General features: G+C 45.9%; 17 protein-coding genes. 5 read left to right on the top strand and 12 right to left on the bottom strand.

From position 1 onward, the window contains the following. Positions 1 to 88: 88 nt before the first annotated feature. The 4 genes from corA (at position 89) to ACUN27_RS05760 (ending at position 4,924) form a co-directional block, all read left to right on the top strand. Entirely contained in the window at positions 89 to 1,039 is a 951-nt protein-coding gene (gene corA, locus ACUN27_RS05775) for a magnesium/cobalt transporter CorA (protein ID WP_315953987.1), read from the top strand. 30 nt (positions 1,040 to 1,069) lie between these two features. Further along, the gene (locus tag ACUN27_RS05770) at positions 1,070 to 1,750 is read left to right on the top strand and encodes a response regulator transcription factor (RefSeq protein WP_315953986.1); all 681 of its coding nucleotides are present in this window, start codon (positions 1,070 to 1,072) and stop codon (positions 1,748 to 1,750) included. A 20-nt stretch (positions 1,751 to 1,770) separates the two neighbouring features. Beyond that, positions 1,771 to 3,129: an ATP-binding protein gene (locus tag ACUN27_RS05765; protein WP_445558551.1), complete on the top strand. Its 1,359-nt coding sequence runs from the start codon at positions 1,771 to 1,773 to the stop codon at positions 3,127 to 3,129. Between the two features lie 91 nt (positions 3,130 to 3,220). Then, positions 3,221 to 4,924 carry a S41 family peptidase gene (locus ACUN27_RS05760; RefSeq protein ID WP_445558550.1) on the top strand — a complete coding sequence of 568 codons (1,704 nt, stop codon included), beginning with the start codon at positions 3,221 to 3,223 and terminating at the stop codon, positions 4,922 to 4,924. 2 nt (positions 4,925 to 4,926) lie between these two features. Here ACUN27_RS05760 and ACUN27_RS05755 read toward each other — a convergent pair whose 3' ends face one another. Further along, complete coding sequence (locus tag ACUN27_RS05755; RefSeq protein WP_315953983.1) at positions 4,927 to 5,430, bottom strand: DinB family protein; 504 nt, start codon at positions 5,428 to 5,430, stop codon at positions 4,927 to 4,929. A gap of 215 nt (positions 5,431 to 5,645) precedes the next feature. Here ACUN27_RS05755 and ACUN27_RS05750 point away from each other — a divergent pair, with 215 nt between their 5' ends. Then, positions 5,646 to 6,572 (top strand): phosphotransferase family protein, encoded by a 927-nt coding sequence (locus ACUN27_RS05750; protein ID WP_315953982.1) that lies wholly within the window; start codon positions 5,646 to 5,648, stop codon positions 6,570 to 6,572. Between the two features lie 64 nt (positions 6,573 to 6,636). On the opposite strand, the gene ACUN27_RS05745 is transcribed toward ACUN27_RS05750, so the two are convergent. The 11 genes from ACUN27_RS05745 to ACUN27_RS05695 all read right to left on the bottom strand — a co-directional run bounded on the left by ACUN27_RS05745 (position 6,637) and on the right by ACUN27_RS05695 (position 21,355). Beyond that, the gene (locus tag ACUN27_RS05745) at positions 6,637 to 8,481 is read right to left on the bottom strand and encodes a hypothetical protein (protein WP_445558549.1); all 1,845 of its coding nucleotides are present in this window, start codon (positions 8,479 to 8,481) and stop codon (positions 6,637 to 6,639) included. Continuing rightward, positions 8,478 to 9,191, bottom strand: coding sequence for a formylglycine-generating enzyme family protein (locus tag ACUN27_RS05740; RefSeq protein WP_445558548.1), 714 nt, complete (start codon positions 9,189 to 9,191; stop codon positions 8,478 to 8,480). The genes ACUN27_RS05745 and ACUN27_RS05740 overlap by 4 nt, the downstream gene beginning before the upstream one ends. Positions 9,192 to 9,253: 62 nt before the next feature. After that, complete coding sequence (locus ACUN27_RS05735; protein WP_445558547.1) at positions 9,254 to 10,753, bottom strand: extracellular solute-binding protein; 1,500 nt, start codon at positions 10,751 to 10,753, stop codon at positions 9,254 to 9,256. Positions 10,754 to 10,974: 221 nt separating this feature from the next. Continuing rightward, the gene (locus ACUN27_RS05730) at positions 10,975 to 11,661 is read right to left on the bottom strand and encodes a FadR/GntR family transcriptional regulator (protein ID WP_315953978.1); all 687 of its coding nucleotides are present in this window, start codon (positions 11,659 to 11,661) and stop codon (positions 10,975 to 10,977) included. Positions 11,662 to 12,081: 420 nt separating this feature from the next. Further along, complete coding sequence (locus tag ACUN27_RS05725; protein WP_445558546.1) at positions 12,082 to 13,788, bottom strand: dienelactone hydrolase family protein; 1,707 nt, start codon at positions 13,786 to 13,788, stop codon at positions 12,082 to 12,084. Continuing rightward, positions 13,785 to 14,681, bottom strand: a complete 897-nt coding sequence (gene rbsK / locus ACUN27_RS05720) for a ribokinase (protein ID WP_315953976.1) — start codon at positions 14,679 to 14,681, stop codon at positions 13,785 to 13,787. Before rbsK ends, ACUN27_RS05725 begins: the two co-directional genes overlap by 4 nt. A 25-nt stretch (positions 14,682 to 14,706) precedes the next feature. Further along, a complete protein-coding gene (locus ACUN27_RS05715) occupies positions 14,707 to 16,812 on the bottom strand; it encodes an ADP-ribosylglycohydrolase family protein (RefSeq protein ID WP_445558545.1) in 2,106 nt (701 codons plus the stop codon). Between the two features lie 15 nt (positions 16,813 to 16,827). Beyond that, positions 16,828 to 17,988 (bottom strand): ADP-ribosylglycohydrolase family protein, encoded by a 1,161-nt coding sequence (locus ACUN27_RS05710; RefSeq protein WP_326062609.1) that lies wholly within the window; start codon positions 17,986 to 17,988, stop codon positions 16,828 to 16,830. A gap of 81 nt (positions 17,989 to 18,069) precedes the next feature. Beyond that, the gene (locus ACUN27_RS05705) at positions 18,070 to 19,542 is read right to left on the bottom strand and encodes an extracellular solute-binding protein (RefSeq protein WP_445558544.1); all 1,473 of its coding nucleotides are present in this window, start codon (positions 19,540 to 19,542) and stop codon (positions 18,070 to 18,072) included. A 31-nt stretch (positions 19,543 to 19,573) separates the two neighbouring features. Further along, complete coding sequence (locus ACUN27_RS05700) at positions 19,574 to 20,458, bottom strand: carbohydrate ABC transporter permease (protein ID WP_445558543.1); 885 nt, start codon at positions 20,456 to 20,458, stop codon at positions 19,574 to 19,576. A gap of 12 nt (positions 20,459 to 20,470) precedes the next feature. Then, positions 20,471 to 21,355, bottom strand: a complete 885-nt coding sequence (locus ACUN27_RS05695; RefSeq protein ID WP_315953972.1) for an ABC transporter permease — start codon at positions 21,353 to 21,355, stop codon at positions 20,471 to 20,473. Positions 21,356 to 21,360: the final 5 nt, after the last annotated feature.

Below are 21,360 nucleotides of genomic sequence, written 5' to 3'. Positions count from 1 at the left end.
CCCGATTATTGCCCAGGAAATTCTGATCTCGCCTCTTTGTATGGTAAAATATGTAGTTAATAACGTATTTCAACCTAGGAGTTTTATTATGATTCGTTCATTAGCGGTTACGACTGATTTTACCGTACATCACGATGTTCCTCTTCGCCAGCTCGATGACGCCAACATTAAGTGGTATTGGGTTGATTTTCACAATCCCAGTGAAGAAGAAGCGTTGGAGCTAAAAGACCATTTTTATTTTCACCCCTTGGCTATTGAAGACTGTTTTTATTTGCTGCAAAGACCGAAAATGGACCATTATGAAAATGTCCATTTCTTTGTCATGCATGCGATGAATGCGAAGACGCTGGATGCAGAAGAGGTGGATATGTTTCTGGGGAGCAACTTTATCGTCACCTTCCATCAGCATGACTCCAGAGAAATTGAGGATGCTTGGTGCCGTCTGTCCGAGCAAGAAAACCTGCGAAGCGAAGGCCATATTTACGCCGCCTATTTAGTGCTAGATAACTTAGTTGACCAGTATTTTCCCAGCGTTTATCAATTAGAGGATCAACTCAATGAGATTGAGAATAATGTGCATTCTGAGTCCATTGAGGTGCTCATGAATGATATTTTTGAAATTCGCTCCAAGTTGTTAAAAATACGCAGAACGATCGTGCCTATGCGCGATCTTCTATACAGGGTCATCAATACCGATCGGATTGAACAATTTCGCGAGCACATTGTATTTTTTACGGACATTCATGATCATTTGCTCAAGCTTTCAGAAATGATTGAATCCAACCGTGACATGACAGCCGATATGCGTGACAGCTACATCTCCTTGAATTCCAATCGCATGAATTCGATTATGAAAACATTGACGGTGATAACCACGATCTTCATGCCCTTGACATTCATTGCCGGCATATATGGAATGAATTTTGCGCACATGCCCGAATTAGAATGGCATTGGGGGTATTTTGCCATCCTCCTCATCATGTTCGGCATAGGGCTTGGCATGTTCGCCTGGTTCTGGAAAAAAGGCTGGTTTAAGTAGCTTATCTCATAAAAAGGAGTCAGAAAGTAAATGAGCAAAATACTTATTGTTGATGATGACGCGCACATTCGTGAGCTGATGAGCCTCTTTCTACAGAATGAAGGCTTCGACGTTATAGAAGCGGAGAACGGAGAGCAAGCAATCTCTTTACTGGAAAATACGGTCGTTGAGCTTGTCATTCTTGATATTATGATGCCGCTGGTGGATGGCTGGGATTTGTGCAAAGAGATCCGAAAGCGAGATCCTCATATCCTCCTTTTAATGGTGACGGCCAAGGGGGAATCGGCGCATAAAGTAAAGGGCTTCCAGCTAGGGACAGACGATTATTTGGCGAAGCCGTTCGATCCGGTGGAGCTCGTGCTGCGCATCAAAGCACTGTTGAAGCGATCCCGGATCTCATCCTCCAAGGTCATACAATTGGGTGAGGTTCTGCTAAATCTGGGTACCTACAAAGTCGTGCGCGGGAATGAGGAGCAAGCCCTTCCTCTAAAAGAGTTCGAGCTGCTGTTCAAGCTGGCCAGTTACCCGGGCCAAATTTTCACACGAGAGCAACTGATCACTCAAATTTGGGGGATGGACTACGAAGGCGATGACAGGACCGTCGATGTGCACATCAAGAGGCTGCGGCAGAGATTTGCCAGCGATATCAAACACTTTTACATTGAAACGGCGCGTGGTCTCGGATACAGACTTGTGGTTGTGGCAGGATGAAGAGCTTATATGTACGCATAGTGCTCACTTTTTTAGCTGCAATTGTAATCGGCTTAATCTCCTCTTTTATTATCGGAATTGCCATATTTCAAAAAGAGTTAAACGAGTTGGGACAAAACGACATGATCAAGGTAAGCGACAACATCGTTGAACTTTATAAACAAACTCAGCCTCAAGATCTGGAAGCCTTCATGGAAAAAGCATCCCAGTTAACGGTGTACCCGATTCAACTATTTGCTGCCTCAGGCGAAAAGAAACTATATGGATCAGACAATAAAGAGCAGTTCATTGCTATTGATAAGGAACCCGTCCAACAGGTGCTGGAAGGCACACGATACCGATCGAAGGTTAAATCAGAGGGGGACTTGTATGTAGGGCTTCCGTTTGCGTTTGAAGGTAAGAACTATGCCCTCTTCTTGCAATCTTCCACCAAAAATGAAAAGGCAGTAATCCGGTTATTGATCACTATTCTGTTTCTTGTGCTTGTTATAGGAAGCTTATGTATTCTGATTGCCGCCCGATTCTTGGTGAGGCCCCTTAAACTATTGACGAAAGCAACCAAAAGACTCGCTAAGGGCGATTTCGATGTGGAATTGAAGCTTAAGCGAAAAGACGAACTAGGGATCCTTGCCCGAAGTTTCAACGAGACAGCCCGTGAGTTGAAGCAGTTGGAGATGATGCGTCAGGACTTTGTCTCGAATGTTTCCCATGAGATACAATCGCCGTTAACTTCCATCTCGGGCTTTGCGAAGGCGCTAAAGCTCGACCATCTGGTAACAGCGGAGAAACGGGGACGGTATTTGGACATCATTCTGAAGGAAAGCGATAGACTGTCCCGACTTAGCGATAATCTACTCAAGCTTGCTTCTCTTGAATCCAAGCATCATCCCTTTGTAGCAAAAACGTTTAACCTTGATGAACAAATCCGACAGGTCGTTGTTTCCTGCGAGCCACTCTGGTCTGTCAAACATATTCGTATCGACCTGAAGCTGCCCATTGGCGCCAAAATCACGGCAGATGCCGATCAACTCAATCAAGTGTGGATTAACCTGCTTGGAAACAGCATCAAATTCACGCCTGACAATGGAACGATTCGTATCGAACTCCACGCTAACAACCATTCGTATACAGTTATCATTAAAGATTCAGGGATTGGGATTACGCCTGAGGAACTAAATCAAATCTTCGTGCGGTTTTACAAAACGGATAGATCGCGAAACAGTACGGGAAGTGGTCTAGGCCTCGCTATTGTGAAGCAAATTGTCTTACATCATCATGGAAACATTGAAGTAGAAAGCACTGTCGGACAAGGCACGAAATTCACCCTGCATATTCCGAGTTCTCCTCCAAACACGCTTTCAACAAAAGCCGGTACCTGATGGTGCCGGTATTTGTGACGTTCACGCTCCGTTCATATTTCTTTTCTAATCTTTAAATGCAACGTAAAGACTTAGATGAAGGAGATGAAACATGAGCATGATTGGAGATTTTTTAGGTTCATTGAAGTGGTTCACAATTTATGAACTGCTGTTGTTTGCCATCATTTTAACTGTGTTAGTCTGGTATGCCATACCAATTCAAAAACATGTCACATGGTTTGATTTTTTGCCAAGCGCCGGTCTCCTTATCGCCATTGCTAGTGTACTAAATGGTGATACGACCCTGCTGGCATTAATATTCTACGCAGTTGCCGCGGTTCTTTTCTTATGTACGGTCAAGAAAGTATTTAGACCGGTTCGTCACATCCCTGTGCCCTTGCCCAAGTATAGAATTATAAGAGTCGCCCTGTGTCTACTCGGTATGCTCCCTCTTGTCTTTTCGTTGATACTGGCGGGTGAGTCACGTTACAATCCAGTGAGTCATTTCAGTCATATGAGCTATTCGCAAGCATTTGTTCAATTAAATGAGCGGCTATCCCGGGAGTACCCGTTTGGTGATTGGAAAAAGGTAGACTGGGCAGCAATGAAAAATAAGTATGAACCTCTATTTCTACAAGCAGAACAGCAAAAGAACAAAGATTTATACTATACAACGTTAAGATCGTATCTTTATTCTCTTCGAGACGGGCATGTCAAAATCGTGAATGAGAAATTGTACGATGATAATCACGTTTTTAAACAAGAAGTCGGTGGTGGTGTTGGTCTAAGTACGATTCAATTAGATCAGGGCAAGGTTGTGGTCAATTTGCTCTTAGTGGGCAGTCCCGCTGAAAAAAGCGGGATCCAGCTTGGGGCTGAGATCATTTCTTGGGATGGAAAAGAGGCACAAGAAGCTTACCATGCCACCTACTGGAGTGAAAACCCGATGGCTACGGATGGAGACCGGAACGATAATCAAGGAAGGTTTATGGTAAGAACGTCCATTGGGAAAGACGTCCAGGTGGCTTTTAAAAACAAAGGGGAGACTGAAATAAAAAAAGTAACTTTAACGGCTTATGACGACAATTACGAGACGCTAAAGAAAACAAGAGTGAAACCAAATAAAACGGATGCTCCAGTGGAAAGCGAAGTTCTAAGTAACGAATATGGCTATGTGAAGATCAGATATTTTCTCCCAAGCGCGACAATGCCTCATCCGGATAAAGTATTGGGAACCAAACTGAAAGAGTTTCAGGAAAAGCAAATAAATGGCCTCATCATTGATGTTCGTGACAATCCGGGGGGAAGTGATGACCTGGTTATTGCAATGGCAGGTTATTTTGTAAATAAGCCGAAACTTTATGAGTATGTGAGCTATTACAATCGTATGGCTGGCAAGTTTGAAATCAATGCTATTGAAACTCGTATAATCAAACCTGCAGAGCTTTACTATGGCGGTAAGTTAGCTATTCTGATCAATCAACGAACGGGAAGTTCCGGAGAAGGCTTACCTCTTGTGGTGAAGGGCTTGCCCCATGCTCGAATTGTTGGATTTACCTCTACAAATGGATCATTTGGGGTTGTTTCAAGCCCTATACAGGTTGAAATGCCGGAAGGCTATCTCTTGCAGCTGCCGGATGGCAGGTCGCTAAATCAAGATAAAATGATTCAAGGAGATAGTGACGACAAGGGGCAAGGCGGCGCCATTCCCGATATTGACATTCCCTTAAATGAACAGACTTTCGAGCAAAAATATATACAAGGACAAGATGTTGAGCTAAACTATGCGATTCAAGCTATGGAGAACATGCAGTAAAACTATCCGGCATACCAGAACAGACCGTACTCCGTCATTACAGAGGCGTGCCCCATTTGGCGCAGCATCGCTGTAATATTTCCGCGGTGATAGGTGCCGTGATTGACCACTTGAAGAAGCATTTCCGCACGGCTTGTTTCCCGCACCCCTGCATAAGGATTATCCAGCACAATCGTTTCCTCCAAAGACGCATGCTCATCCAAAAAAGCTTTGAACCTCTCCGATAATTGAACATACATCGTTTCAAGCTCCTCCATGCTCTTGGACTCCGCATCAGCCGTCAACTGAACCGAATCCGCCATGGCTTCGTTCATGCTTTTACCTTGCATCATGTCTAACCAACCGGCATCCACAACATAGATGTGTGCGATAACCTTCGACACCGTAGGAAAAACACTTTGAATCTCGCGTGTGTACACATCTTTTCCTAACTTTTTCAAGTGGGTCAGCATCGTTTGATTCGCCCATACATGGAAATCATACATGTTCCGTATCTGCTGCGTCATAAGTATCTCTCCTTTAGCTCAAGGCCATTTCTCATTGTTATCATAATCATACAGGAGGATCCCTGACAGCATACTGTCAGTTATTATTTCAGAAAATTGTTTTATTTTTCCTGTTTTTAATTTTCGTGATAGACTAGAAAGTATCCTGCTTTCATGTTTCATATAGCCAGGCTGCGAATAAAAAACATAGGATGAATAAGGGACGGTGATAGCAAATGTCCGGGATTAAACCCAACATGGATACCCGATCAGCAGAAGCTTTCTTGCAGCAGTTTTTGAACAAACCCGTGACCGATGTCCGGCCGATTGAGCAAGGCGAAGTGAGCAAAGTGTTCAGCTACTCTCAAGACGATGAGGAATTTATCATTCATTTTAACAGTGGCCGTGAAGGGTTTGTCAGAGAGCGTTATGTGCATGAAACATTTTCACCCCAGGGTCTGCCGGTTCCTCGAGTTCTGGAGATTGGCCGTGCGAACGAAGAGCTATGCTTTTCCATTGCCGAAAAGGTACCGGGACGTACCGTCATCTCCTATCCGGAAGCTGAGATCAAGCGGATTCTTCCCGATCTCCTCCACCATTTTAAAAATATGAATGAAGTCCAGCTTGGTGAAACCAAAGGGTATGGCTGGATTCAACCTTCGGGAGACGGCACTCACGAGAGTTGGCCTGATTTCCTGGCTTCCTTCTTTCGGGAGGAGCAGACGGGCTTTTGGCATAACTGGTATACGCTATTTACGGACACTTTCTTGGAAAAGGATGTTTTTCAACGCTTATATGACATCATGATGGAGTTGTCGACCTATTCACCGCAGCAGCGATATCTCGTACACGGTGATTTCCATCTGGGGAATATGCTGACGGATGGGCATCGCGTTACGGGAATCGTCGATTGGGAGATGGCCTTCTATGGCGACTTCGTGTTCGACTTGGCGACGCAGCATCTATGGACGCCACAGCTGCAAATTCCAGAAATGGTGCGCAGCGCTTGGGCCAGTGAGGAGCGAGACATCCCGCATTTCGAGGAGCGGTTGAAGTGTGCGCTGCTTTTCAAAGGTGTAGACGGCCTCCGATTTTATGCTAAAAAAGGCGACCGGAACGCTTACGAGAGTGTGAAGGCGGAACTTTTGCGGTTGGTGGATTGAGGAACAAAAGAGCTAAGCGATTTGAAATTCGCTTAGCTCTTTTGTTATGGCATCCTTACAACGATCACAAACCCACTCTAATAATCGACAACTCTTTAGACTTCACAGTCCCTCGAATTAGGTCATATCCCTCCAGCTGCTTCACTTGCACCGGAAGATCATCCCACAACTCTGTAACACTCATGATTCCCAAGCTTGCGCTTTTCAACAAATCCCCACGAATCTCATTATCGGTATCATTATAAATCGTATAAATAATGCTCGTTCCATCATCGGACGGGAAGGCATTGCAATATAATCCACTCTGTAGCATCGGATACAACGGAACAGGACTTGAGCTCTGGTAGTTCGCCTTATGCTCCCGCCAGATGTGCTTCCACTTCTTTATTGCTGCCTGCTGCAGTTTGTTATAAGGCAGCCAACTGCCGAAAACATCCTGCCAGACCAGTATGCCAGTACCATTAAAAATAGCCCGTTTGATGAGCAAATCCTTGCGAATGCCTACATGCCAACGCGAAATAATCGGCGAGAAATGCTCGGTCATCACATAGCGGAAGATATCGGTTTCCGGCATCGATTCTTTATTTTTAAACTGGTTCCACGAACCCGTAATGATTTCAATTTGATGTTTCTTTTTCGGACGCCCTTCGGAACAGAACACGAAGTCAGGTTTGATTTCATGAACAGCATCACGGAAACTGTCGGGAACACTGTCCATGGTGTCTAGGAATACACCGTCAATATTCGTTTCTCTCACGATCTCCACAATACTCAGGGTGGACTGTTTCACCGACTCGTCAAAGCCAATATCCCAGGGTTTAAAAGGTAAAAATACTTTTACACCGCGCTGGTGGAATTGCTCAACCGTTTTAATCAATCCCGGCATGCCTCCAGGAAATTCCCCGAAAAAGTCCCACTGATTTCTGCTGTCTACACCAAGGCGCGGATATTGATGCCATAACAGCACGGAATCGTAGCCTCCGAATGCTTCACCTTGCTGAAGTAAACGTTCCACATCGATCTGATTCTTCTCAAAATCATACACTTCTTTGCTGAAGATGTACGTAAAATGCTGCAGGAACATATCTTTATACCATTTCAATTCCGGCCGCTCATACTCTTTATAAGATATCGGCTTACGAGCATTCTGCCTCCAACTAGTGAAGAACTCCACCCACCCGCGCTCGATCGCCGAGAACTTGATTTCCATCACATCCGCTGGCACCGGATCAGGACGGAGCAACAACCAATGATGTTTCAACTCCGTAAGAGAGGTAATTTGTTTTAACTCCATGTTGCGGTTTTGCACCCAAATAAACCAATATTCGTTCAAATTGGGGAACTCCAAGCTGAAACCATGCTGCTGGTTGGGATGGAAAATCCCGAGTGGCATCGTAAACTCAACGTGCATCTGCATAATGCTGCTGCCATCTCGTTTCGCTTGCGGATTAGACGGAAAATAGTAATGATTCGCCTGTTCTTCGTCCCATCTAAAGTTCGCCAGGAATGGCATGTGTAAATAAACTTCCTTCGGCCCCATTTCATCCCATTTAGCGCCAAGCTGAATCAGGTATCGAATCGATTGATCCTCCAGATGATGAAGGAAAATGACTTTGGCCATCAATTCATCCTGCCCACATTGAATCGATAGTGAAACGGATACCAGTTCTTCCGTTTGATCACCGCCCGACTCCATTCCCGTAATGAGCCACTGGCTGCAAGGAAGCAGGTGCCCCCCTTCAAGCTCCATCGTGAACAGCTCAGCTTCTTCAGCCGTCAGTTCAGCGCGCTGCGAGATGGCACGATGAAACACCTGATGCAAAGAGAGATGACCGTTATGCTTGACGGCAAACCCCATCTTCTCATTTTTAATCGTCGTGATGTGAGTGGCTTTATCGCTCAAAATCATCGTGTCACCTCGTAAACGCAGCGGAAACCAACGGTTTCACAGCGGTTTAACCCTTCATTCAGCAGTTGGAATTTCAGATGATAATCTGTCGGATGTGGGCCGCCCTCCGCATGCCATGTATGTGGCGCTTTATAGTAAGATCCTCCCCGCAAAAAGGTGAATTTGTGCTGTTCATCGTTTACGGTATCATCCATCCATTCCCAGGTATTACCAGATAGGTCAACACAACCATAAGGGCTACTGTTGGAGGAAAAAGCATCAACCGGCATTGTATCCGAACCGGAAGAATGGCACTTGTCGGCGTTAAAATGATCGCCCCACGGCCACTTTAATTTCTGGCTGCCTCCAGCCGCGAGCTGCCATTCCGTCTCCTTCGGAAGCCTTCCGCCCTTCCATTTGGCATATGCTCTTGCATCCTCTTGACTGACCCAGATGACCGGATGATTCTCTTTACCCTGAGGGATGCCGTTTTCTTGCCAATGCTTGATGAAATTGTGACTGTCTTCAGGATAATAGCCGCTTTCGTCCAGAAACAGTTTGTACTGCTCATTCGTAACAGGGTATTTGTCTATATAGAAAGCCTCTACCGTAACCAGAAAAGGCCCGTGATCACACTGGCAATCCCCTTCCATTATGCGATGTTGAACACGATAAATGTACGATGTTTCCGGAATGAACACTCGATTGTCATCTCCAGTATGAAATTCCATTGCTTTCACCTCTCTATTCATGGGTAAAAAGTGGGGCTTGCGCCCCACTTGCCGTCTGTTGTTTATTTAATCGTTTTGTTAGCGTATTCTGTCATTTCTTTACCGCCTGCTGCGTTCCACTCTTGAACAAACTTATCGAAATCCGCCGCGCTTTTCTTACCGGTTACGAGATCTGCCGCAAACTCTTTGTACTTGGCAGAGGCAGCATCCCACTTGGCAGCGAGTTCAGCAGGAATCACAAAGCTGTTGTCTTTGGTCGACATGGAAGCGAACATTTGTAGAGATTTACTTGCCGGCTCAGAGAAATATGGTGTTGCTGGATCAAACTCTTTATCCGGTTTGAAGTTCACTGTCGACTCTACAAAGTGCGGGAACCAAGACGCAAATTTATCTGTTAATTTGATTTTGTTATTGACGATTTGGTATTCGTCGCCTTCAACGCCTAACTTATCCAGCATCTGACCTTTTTGGCCGGCCATATATTCCAGCACAGCAAAGGCCATTTCTTTATTCTTAGATGTCTTAGCGATGGCAAAACCGCGGCTTTCTTTACTGATATCAACCGGGGTATATCCTTGTGCTTTCCCTTTCGCCGGCGGCAATGTCATGACTTTGGCGGCCGCTCCATTTTGACTAGTCGACTTGTTATTATAGATGTCGATTACCTTGCCTTGCGTACCTGCCATGATAGCAGCTTGCCCATCATAGAAGGCTTTCTCTTTCGTGTCCCACTTCTTGGTCAGGAACTCAGGATCCAGCAAGCCGTCTTTGTACAATTTTGCGTAAAATAGGAGCTTATCTTTTTCAAACTGTGTAGTTTTACCATAAGCATATTTACCGTCGTCCCCTTTGATCCATGTGGATGTCAGGCCGAAGGATTGACCGAACATGACGTCAAGCTCATCGAGTGTGCCGGCCACCGTGTAGGCGTATTTGGCACCGCTTTTCTCCTTCAAGTCCTTGAAGAAGGTATAATAGTTGTCGCTTGTCGGATTGGCAAGCAGGTCTTTGCTCGATGCGGTTTTATCAAACCAATCCTGGCGAACCACAGGTACAGCGCTATTCGGAGGCGACAGCCATAGCAGATATGGATAGTTCTTCATTCTTTCTTGGTTATAAACGTTCATCGATGCCTTCACGTTCGTCGACTTATCGATAAAAGGCGTCAAATCTTCCAGAATTTTTTGCGTTACAGCAAACTGGTAATCGCCGCCTTGGAAGTAAATAAGGTCAGGAATATTACCGCTTTGCAGCAGCAGGCCAAGCTTCTCCGAGTAGGTCCCGCTTTGAACAGGGACCACTTTCAGCTTAATGTTTTTACCTTCCGCTTTCATTCCTTCTTCGATGCCTTTCACCAGCTTCTGAACGCCGGGGTCATCTCCCATTAAATCTTTCGCTACGATGGAGAGAGTGACCGGTTCTTTACTCGCCTCCCCTGAGGTTGTTGCTGCTGGAGCGGACGTCGGAGCTGATGTGTTGCTAGAAGACTTACTGCCGCCGCTGGAACATGCGGTTGTTACAACCATTAAAGCCGAGACCACCATGAGAAGTGCCTTTTTCATTCTATTTCCTCCCTTTTATTCTTTCTATTATTCTTTGAAGCCGTCTTCCATACTTCATTCGTATCGTAGTCGTGCCTGCCTGTAGAAGAATGGGATACGGAACGAGAATCGCCATTAATGTTCCTGTAGCCGCTTACAATTTAGTTAAAGCGATTACATGAATGATTTGGGTAATTGGATGATCCAATTAGTCAAGACGGATAACCTTCGTCCGTTTTTGGCTATTTCATTTGAATATTTTGTTTGACCTGCTTCAAGTGGTACAGCAGCGTTTCTTTGGCCTTATGCGGATCTCTCTCTTTTATAGCCTGGAAAATGTTAAAATGCTCCTTATACACTTCGTTTCTGCGACCGGGTATCTCAACCGTCTTCGTAGCCGTTCGTTTCAACAAATCCATGTTAAGATCGATAAGATTTACCAGCACCACATTATGTGTAGCCTTAGCTATGGATAGATGGAAAGCTTGATCTGGAGAAACGGGATCATCCGATTCCGTGTCAATGGTACCCCATTTTTCGAGAGCGCTTTCAATTTCTAGAATATCCTGTTCGGATGCTCTCAAGGCTGCCAATTCCACGATACCAGTTTCAAAAATTTCTCTAGCCTCCAGCAGCTCAATAATCGTAGCTCGCTCAATATTATCGAGGATTCTCGTTTTATCTTCCGCTTTGCTGAGGTTCTTGTTAAGAAAACGGCCGCCGCCGGGACGAGTTTCAATCAGCCCTTCTCGTTCCAGAATTCGGAACGCTTCACGCAAAGTTCCGCGGCTGATCCCAAACGCTTGGGCAAGCTCTCTTTCCGTAGGCAAAACGTCTCCAGGCGCAAGATTGCCTTCAAGAATCAGTTTTTCAATCTGCTCAATAACATCCTCATACACTCTGTGGTACTTGATTTTCTTTATTGTCATGATGAGTACCTTCCGTCTGGCAATATGCTGAGAATTGGATCATCCAATTACCCACACTTTTATAGTAGTAAGTAGCTCAGATTGTGTCAACAGTTATTTTGACCATTTAGGGCGCAGCCATGCGCCTTGGAGTGCCCGTCGTCATATAAAGAGACTACGGATTTTCTCCGTAGTCCTGTTAAGCACTTCTATCAATCCTTTAACCCGGCTTAGTTTACGTAGAAGCAATAACTACCGCTATTCCGCGCTGCACCTTGGCAGGGAACGAAATAACGGTAGAATCTACATCTATATCGAGGTAACTGAACGAAATTTGCTAGATTCGGTGATTTTAGCGGTACAATTTCCAGTTATTTACTCGATATTGGCAAAATCACAGAAAATAGCAGGAGCAATCGGCGTTAATGGTAACCCACCATCTTAAACAAAACGAACCGAGCCAAGAGCCGGCCTACAACCGCTGCTTGCGTTCACCTGCTCTGGGACAAAGCACACGGAGATCTTGTGCATTTTATCCCAAGATGAGAACCCTTTGCCGCCTGCACTGTCAAACGACTGCCTAGCCAGTCGTACGTCTGTCCAGCCGAGCACTCCCTTTACCTCGCTCACCCAAACAATCTGACCCGCTTGATCTGGACGATGTAAAACCGAAATCTCCCACACGCCCGGAACATCCGTGTACAGCCTGAGCTGTAGCTGCAAATGGTCTTTGTCCGCTTGCATCATCGGATCGACCGGCTTATGCGTAACCAGGGCAAACTTCATGCCCGGTTTGTCCAAGGCAAGCGCCTTGCCGCCCTCCGGATCATCCACAAATACGTAGCGGAAATCAGGATCGAATGGCTCCGTCCGCTGCTCCGGACAATGCCATCCGTCCAGCCCGCTAGTGAAATCAGCCAGCTCCAGCGTTAAAGGCATAGCAGATGCAACAGCTCCCAGATAAATGGGAGAGAATCGCAGAGGGAAGCTGCTCGTTTTTACCCCATCTGCATAAATGGCATCCACATAAACGAAACCGCTTATTGCAGGATCGATAACCGGTATTTCCACGCTAAAGCCGCTGTCTGGCGAACAATCGATTTCCTTCACATGCCAGTATCTGCCCGGCGGAAGCACTTCGCTCCAGTCATACCAAGACCAGCAAAAGCGGAGCTTTTGAGGAAGCGCGGACAACTTGTCAGCGCTAAATACGGCGCTCACCCGCAAGGTTCCCTCGTGAACCGAAACTGCAGCCGCCGGGGCTTGCGGCCAATGCCCATCACCCTTGACCAGGGCATCCATCCAGCAATCCAACGTGGCGCCTGCCCAGCCATCCAGATGATGGTTCTGATTGGCTGCAAAAAATAACCCGCGCTTCGCCTTCGGGAGGTGGGCAGCTCCTTCACAGATCGCGTCCATCCAGCCCCAATAGTCATTCGTAGCTGACATGATCAGCATTGGCGACTGCTCCCGCTCGGCTAGCCTCCAACCGCTAAGCAGCTTCTCCCATTCGTAGGTGTCCTCCAACGTATGCGGCCTTCGAACGTTGCGGTTCAGCCGTCCCGGCGACATATGCTTGCCACAGCCATAAATAGGAGCCGCCGCCTGCAAACGGTTATCCCAGGCGTTAAGCAGTCTCGTTACCGTGCCTCCTCGGGAAATACCGAACGCCCCCATCCGGCCTGCGTCCACTTCTGGCAGCCCAGCCAACCACGTGACCATTTTCTTCGCATGAATAAGGCGCGTGAACATGACCGATTGCAGCGGGTCAAACTCTTCTTCCATGTCTTTCGTAGGCATGTCCGCCAAATCGGAGTAATGCGCTTGCCCGGAGAGTTCCTCTTTCCAGTCGTAACTAAGCGCGACATACCCTTTGCTCGTCCAATGCCGGACATGCTCCAAATTCGCCGTCTGCGAACCTCCCCCGTGGATGTGCAGCATAGCAGGAAAAGGCGTTTCCCCATAAGGAACGCCTATCCAGAAATACGTTTTCACCCACTGGCCAGGAATTAGTTCGGTCTCTAGATACACAGCAGCATAGTCACCATGCTCATCTGACCTATTTTCCACCGTACTGATACGGTGTTCACCTAAGTGCTCGGCAGTTTTCAACAACTCATGAAAACGGATCTCCCCTGTGCTCATCATAGACCTGCAAGCTCCGATAAATACGGGATCGAATTCTGTGCGCCCCTCCGGGTAACCGAAATGGAAGACGCATGCTGCGCAATGTTTACCGCTTCATCGAGGGATTTACCTGAAGTAATCATAGCTGCAAGCGTCCCTGAGAACGTGTCTCCAGCAGCCGTTGTATCTATGGCCTTCACTTTACGGCCTTCCATGTAAACATTCTCGGTGCCGTTATAGTACACAATGCCTTTCTCGCCAAGAGTAATCAACGGGAAGCGAATGCCCTTGCCGCGTAAAATATCCAGCGCCGCAAAAGCATCTTCCGTGGTTTTCACTTCCACATTCGTGTACAACCGGCATTCGATCTCGTTCGGTGTGAAATAATCCACACCATCCAAAATCTCATCATCGAGTGGAACGGCAGGCGCCGGATTCAAGAAAATCGGCACCTTGCCTTTCACAAGTCGAATGGCTTCATAGACGGCTTCCAATGGAATTTCCAGCTGCAGCATGACCGCTGAAGCTGCGAGCAACTGATCTTTGTAGCTTTCAATATAGTCAGGTTTAACTAGGTTATTGGCGCCGCCGTCAAGAATGATCGCATTATTCCCATCGCAAACCGTAATCGCGGCTACACCTGTTGTAACTTCAGGTTCAATTCCTACATAATCAGTTTTTACACCGAACCCTTTGAGGCTGCCGATCAACGATTGCCCAAAAATATCGTCGCCAACTTTCGCCATAAACCAGGTATCAGCGCCCATTTTTGCGCAAGCAACTGCCTGATTGGCCCCTTTGCCTCCGGCGGATAGCATAAATCCATCGCCCCGCATTGTTTCGCCCATTTCTGGAATACGGCTAGTCTGCATGACCATATCCATATTTGCACTGCCAATTACGATTATTTTCATAACGTTCCCCGATCCACCCACAAATTCAAATTTCCGTAAATCTAATATGTTTAAAATAAGTTCTCGCTGCAGTTCTTGTGCTTACACCAAACATACCGTAATCGAATGTATCGTCAGTGTGCTTCAAAACTTCTTGCCCGTCAATAGCAAATGTTAGGGTATTTCCCTGAACCGTCACTTTAAAATCATAATCTTTGCCTAGCTGCCAAGGGAACTCCGCACCCGCCAGCTTCGTGAACCCGAAATTGTTGATGTACAGAGACACTTGATTCGCTCCATCAAATCCTACGTGATAACCTCTCATTGCGCCTTGCGCACGAACAGCCACTAAGTGGGAATGTCCGCTTTGAGGGTTGAGCCGGGCAGAGACGGAGTAATCTTTGGCAAAATAGTTACCTGTATACGCTTCGCTTGGCTCCGCCGTCATGAGATACATCGCGCCATTCTCCAAGCTCCAAGCCCCGTTGTTATGCGCAAATGGCGTGATGCAGCCAAAATTGCTCAATTGCTTGTTGAAATCAATTGTGTAATCAGCGTTACCGTAGATCCGGAATTCATCGATGAAAATACGTCCCAAGCTTTTCGGTTTGCGAGTCGAATAAGCTTCCAACACGATACCGACCTCAACAATCAGTTCGCCTTCGGAATCCGGAATGACAAATTCAATATGAACCCACTCTTGATCAACGAGCTTCACATAACCTTGTACAAGCTCTTTTTTGCTTTTGGACAGGCGCACATAAGGTGCGATACCCATTGTTTCGTTGCCGCCCCACTGATCCAAAAAGATTTGCATGGATACTTTTTGACCGGAGGATGCTTTAGGCGCAAATGTCGGTGAATATCTTTCGTCACTGAAATCATCGCGTGTATAAAATGGTTTGTAGAATATTTTTGATTTTTCCCCACGAACCATGCGGTCAAAGACTACTTCCAGAGAGCCTGTTCCTTTGAATGATTTCTCCGTGGAGTGCTTCGCCTGACAGAAAAACGGATCCGAAATACGGATGTTATGTGTGGAACCTGGCAGCTCGAAGTCGAAATAAATATCGTGCTCCGTGAAGCTCTCCACAAGGCCTTCCGGGCAGGGAACATTCGCCAAGCGATGTCCGAGAATCGCCAATTCTTTCGCATAGGTCGGAATATCAAGAATGTTCATGAAACCTGAAATCCCTGACATGACGATGGAGTCGTTGATCGGTTTGCGATACTTATCCGCAATACCTTCCAAGCCACAAGCTACACCAAGCACAGTACCAACGTTACCAGCGTTGCAATCCGTGTCCCAACCACACATTGTTGCAATCTCAACGGTTCTGTTGAAATCGCCTTGGCCGTAAATCATGGACAGTACGCAGACGCCTGCATTAGGAATGATGTGGCATACGCCGGTATATTTGTCGTAACCCCAGTCTCTTTCCAGCATATCTCGGCATGCTCTGAAATCATTCGGATGCTGCGCGTGGAACGCAAGAACCGCTCTGGACACTTGAGCATAGATCGAGTCAGCTGGAATTTGAGCCAAACCGGCTTCAATAATTTCATTGATGTCGCTTGTTTCGAACGCTTTGGAAATAGCTGCGCAGAAAAATCTTGCGCCTAGCACGCCTTCGCCATCATGAGAAACACGAGCTGCCGCTTCACCGAAATCGGCCGCTTTTTTCGGATTGCAAGGATTGACGAGACCCCATGTGTCGATGAAAATTTGACCGCCGATTTGTTCGGCGATAATAAGTCCATTTTGCTCAATCGAACCGGACTGTGGAGCTTCAATCCCTTTTTTCAAATTGATGTAGGCTGTATGCTCTGTACTTACGCCATAACCGCCCCACCAGAACATCCCGATCCCCTCACGGGCATAGTTCAACCAAGCGCGAGCGACATCGTTAGGTGTAATATCCCGGTCTTTCGCATCGTCATACAGCGCGCGCAAGAAGTAGAAAGGACCATTCGCATCGTCGTCCGCCGCAAAGTTTTTAAATTCTTTGACATAGTCCGTGATGTCACCATATGTGCTTTGTATTCTTTCATAAGTCCAAATCGTCGGTTCTACCGGAGCGCCCAGTCTTATGCCAATGTTCATACCTAAGTAACCTGAATAAAGTTTTTCCAAATAATTAGAAGGAATCAACGATTACACCACCTTTTAAATAATAGAACGAATCTGTTGTTGTCTTCGGTTGCTCAGTGCAAGATCTTGCTCAATAATAAATGAGGCTGCTTCAATAAATTCATTGCAGTGTTTCTCGATTTCTTGCTTATTAATCTGTTCAATAATAGCAATCTCATCTTGCGGAATAGCCGCAACGCCATGCATAGCTCCGAGAATGGCACCGGCCATAACACCAATAGAATCCGTGTCGCGTCCCGAGCTTACCCCGTCTTTTACAGATTCCAATAAATCCCCATCATGCAAAATAATGTAAGCTAATGCTAAAGGAAGTTCCTCAATCGAGAATAATCGACTTGGGGTATAGTGATTAGAAGGAATGCCTACTTTATGAATGCTTCGATTGACATCATCGCCCATTGGCGAGTATTTAGCCATTGCCGCATGCAGCTGCCCAACAACTTCGGCCCGATTATTCTTGATTGGCTTGAGGGATCGAGCGGTGTCACACAGATCTTGAATGGCTTGCTTTGTACCATCTTTTGCATACGTTAAGGCTGTTTGAATGATATCTTCTACCGTCACACCGGGTTCAAAAGCTTTCGCAACACAAGCAGCCAATACGCCCGCCGCTTCCAAGCCATAACTGACTTGATGACCGGATGCAAAAAGGATCGCTTCATCATACGCTGCCTTCGGATTGCAGGCATTCACCATACCGATCGGCGAGATATACATGGCAGCGCCGCAGTTAACCATATTGCCATAGCCGCCTTCACGAGGCTCGCAATTGGCAAGCACATGACGGTTGAAGATATGCTTCTCCGGATAAAACAAACGGTCCATCACCATCGCGACTTTCCCCAACTCGGGAATGTATTTGGGACGGAACGAGATTTCTTTGACAAACTCATTAGCCAGATCGTAAGCGTCTAGATGGCGGCGTTCAATGCCGTATACATTCATAAGCGCTAGCGTCATGAGCGTATCATCAGTAACGATGCCCTCGCCTCTCATCCTGCCGAGTCTCTTGTCTTCCGACCAATCCGCTTTCCACCATTTGGTCATCGTCGTTTCAACCCGACCATACTTTTCATAAATTTCATTAAACGTCATTTTCTCAACGACAGCGCCCATTGCATCGCCATACGCCGTACCGAAAACAACGCCTTTCACTCTATCAGCAAAAGTAACCATTTGACTTACTCCCTTCTACAGGGAGTGCGGGGCTGTTACGCCCCACACTTTGCAGTTCATTTATTGGCATCAAAGCCCGATTTACTTAATTGTTTTATTCGCGTAATCCGTTACATCTTTACCGCCTGCTGCGTTCCAGGCTTGAACGAATTTATCGAAATCAGCACCTGTTTTCTTACCCGTTACGATATCAGCCGCAAATTCTTTGTAAACCGCTGTAGCTGCATCCCATTTCGCTGTCAAATCAGCTGGCATAATGAAGATATTGTCTTTGGTTGAATTGCTCTCGAACATTTTGAGCGATTTCGCTGCCGGTTCCGAGAAGTAAGGTGTCGTCGGATCAAACTCTTTGTCCGGCGTGAAGCTGATCACGGACTCGACAAAGTGTGGATACCAAGCGGCAAACTTATCTGTCAATTTGATTTTGTTATCCACGATTTGGTACTCGGAGCCTTCAAAACCAAGCTTATCCATCATTTGACCTTTTGGACTTGCCATGTATTCTAATACGGCAAAAGCCATATCTTTGTTTTTGGACGTTTTGGAAATCGCGAAACCACGGCTTTCTTTGCTTGTATCTACCGGTGTGTAGCCTTGTGCCTTGCCTTTTGCCGGCGGCAGAGGAACGACTTTCGCGCCTGCGCCATTTTGTGCAGTTGATTTGGAGTTATACAAGTCGATTACTTTCCCTTGTGTACCCGCCATGATAGCTACTTGACCATCATAGAATGCTTTTTCCTTCGTATCCCATTTCTTCGTCAGGAACTCAGGATCAAGCAAGCCCTCTTTGTACATCTTCGCGTAGAATTCTAGTTTTTCTTTTTCAAACTGGGTTGTTTTGCCGAATTCGAATTTACCGTCTGTACCCTTGATCCAAGTTGTCGTCAATCCGAAGGCTTGCCCGAACATAGCATCCAACTCATCAAGATTGCCCGCTGTCGTATAGGCGTATTTCGCACCGCTTTTTTCTTTTAACTCTTTGAAGAACGTGTAGTAGTTATCGATTGTTGGGTTTTCCAAAGCTGCTTTACCGGATGCTGTTTTGTCCATCAAGTCTTGACGCACGACAGGAATAGCACTATTAACCGGTGATAACCATAGCAAGTAAGGGTAGTTCTTCATTCTTTCAATGTTATAAGGATTCATAGAAGCCTTAACATATTTGGATTTATCAATATATGGAGTCAAGTCCTCCAAAATTTTCTGAGTCGTTGCAAATTGATAATCTCCACCTTGGAAGTAGATCAGATCAGGGATATTGCCGCTTTGTAAGAGCAAGCCCATTTTCTCGGAATACGTTCCGCTTTGAACCGGCGTAATTTGCAGCTTTACATTTTTACCTTCTGCTTTCATGCCGTCTTCGATGCCTTTAATCAACTTCTGAACGTTAGGATCATCTGGTGCAAAATCTTTAGCCAAAATGGAAACCGTCGTAACCGCTTGGCCGTTTTGCGTTGCGGATGGTGCAGATGTGTTCGTTGAATTGTTCCCCCCGGAACTGCATGCTGTTGTGACCAGAACGACTGCTGCCATTGCAAAAAGCGCTTTTTTCATTTGGATTGCCTCCCAAGATAATGTTTGAATACTATTCTTTTACGCCGCCTTCCATTACTCCTTTGGTATAATGCTTCAGAATAATGGGGTATAGCATTAGAATCGGAACCATAGCAATAACAATCGTAGCCGCTTTCAAGGACGAGAAGTCCAATTGTGCGATATGATTATTTTTCATCAAATCAGCCGCGCCGACCAAGGTCGTTGTATCTCCTTCAACAACGAACTGCCTGAGCAGTACTTGCAGTACGGTTTTGCTTCGGCTGGATAAGAAAATGCTCGATTTGAAAAACTCATTCCATCTAGCCACCGCATAGAACATACCGATGGTCAAAAGCGGAATGCGGGACAGCGGTAAGATAATCCGCATGAACACGGTCATGTGCCCAGCGCCATCGATTTTCGCAGCCTCAACCAGGGAATCCGGTATTTCTTCAATAAACCGCATCATAATGATCAAATAAAAGACGTTAATCGTGCGGTAGAGGACCATCGCCCAAAGATTATCCAGCAAGTGCAGGTCTTTGATTACCATATATTCTTGCACGATCCCCGGTTCAAAAATCATGATAATGATGAGGAAAATCATAATCGGCGTTTTACCGACCAGATTTTTACGCGTTAATACGTAAGCTGTAATGGTGGTGAAGAAAATGCTGAAAGCCGTTCCGACAATCGTAATAAATAAAGAGTTCATTAACGCTTTCCCGACGATCGGATTGCTGAGCACGACCTGGAAATTGATGAACGAGAAACCTTTTGGCAAAATGTCATAGCCGTGCAGCATATGAACTTTGTTAGGGTTCGAGAAAGCTTTGGCGATCAAGTTCATGATCGGTACAAACATCGTCAGCGATATGAGGATGAGTATGGCACCGAGCACTAATTTGGTGAACGAAAATTTTTGGACACTCATGCTAGCTCCTCCTTACCATGCGCCTTTCGAGGTCAGTTTCTTGGAAATGAAATGCGTGGAAAGCACCAGCACGACCCCAATCATACTTTTGAACAAATTAGCCGCTGTTGCGAATGAATATTGACCGTTGATCAAACCAACGCGGTAAACATAAGTATCAATGATATCAATCCGGCTATTAACGGAATCATTCGTGAAGTTCAACACCTGATCCAGCCCTGCATTCATAATAAATCCGACATTCAGAATGAAGATGGTCACCATCGGAATATACAGATGAGGCAATACAATTCGCGTCACAATGTGCCAGCGGTTGGCTCCATCAACGTGTGCCGCTTCATACAAACTTTGATTCACACCCATGATGGCGGCAAGGAAAATGATCGAATCCCATCCGATATTCCGCCAAGCTTCACTGGCAACAAGCACCCATCTGATCGCTGATTTATCAGTCAGAAAGTCGTGCGGTTGAAACCCGAAAACCTGAATGATCTCGTTGACTACACCGTTTGATTTGGATAAAAAGTCGAACCATACCCCGGCGATAACGACCCAGGACAGAAAGTGCGGCAAATACGAAATGACTTGAATCGATTTCCGGAACTTTCCGTTAATGAATTCGTTAAGAATGAGCGCGAAGATGATCGGAATTGGAAAAATAAGAAACATTTTCATCGCACTGATAATGAGCGTATTTTTTAATACTTGCTCGAAGATTGGCGTGCTGAAGAGCTCACGGAAATATTTCAATCCAACAAAAACGTTATCTCCAAGAATCTGATAATCGTAGAAGGCTAGTTTCATGCCGATAATCGGCCAGATGTGAAAAATGATAAAATAAGCGATTCCCGGCAAAAGCATCAAGTAGAGCACTTTGTCACTCCACATTTGTTTCATTTTCG

It is taken from the genome of Paenibacillus sp. WC2504, assembly GCF_052682475.1.
The sequence above is the reverse complement of the archived record's forward strand: the minus strand, read 5'-3'. Positions and strand labels throughout refer to the sequence as shown.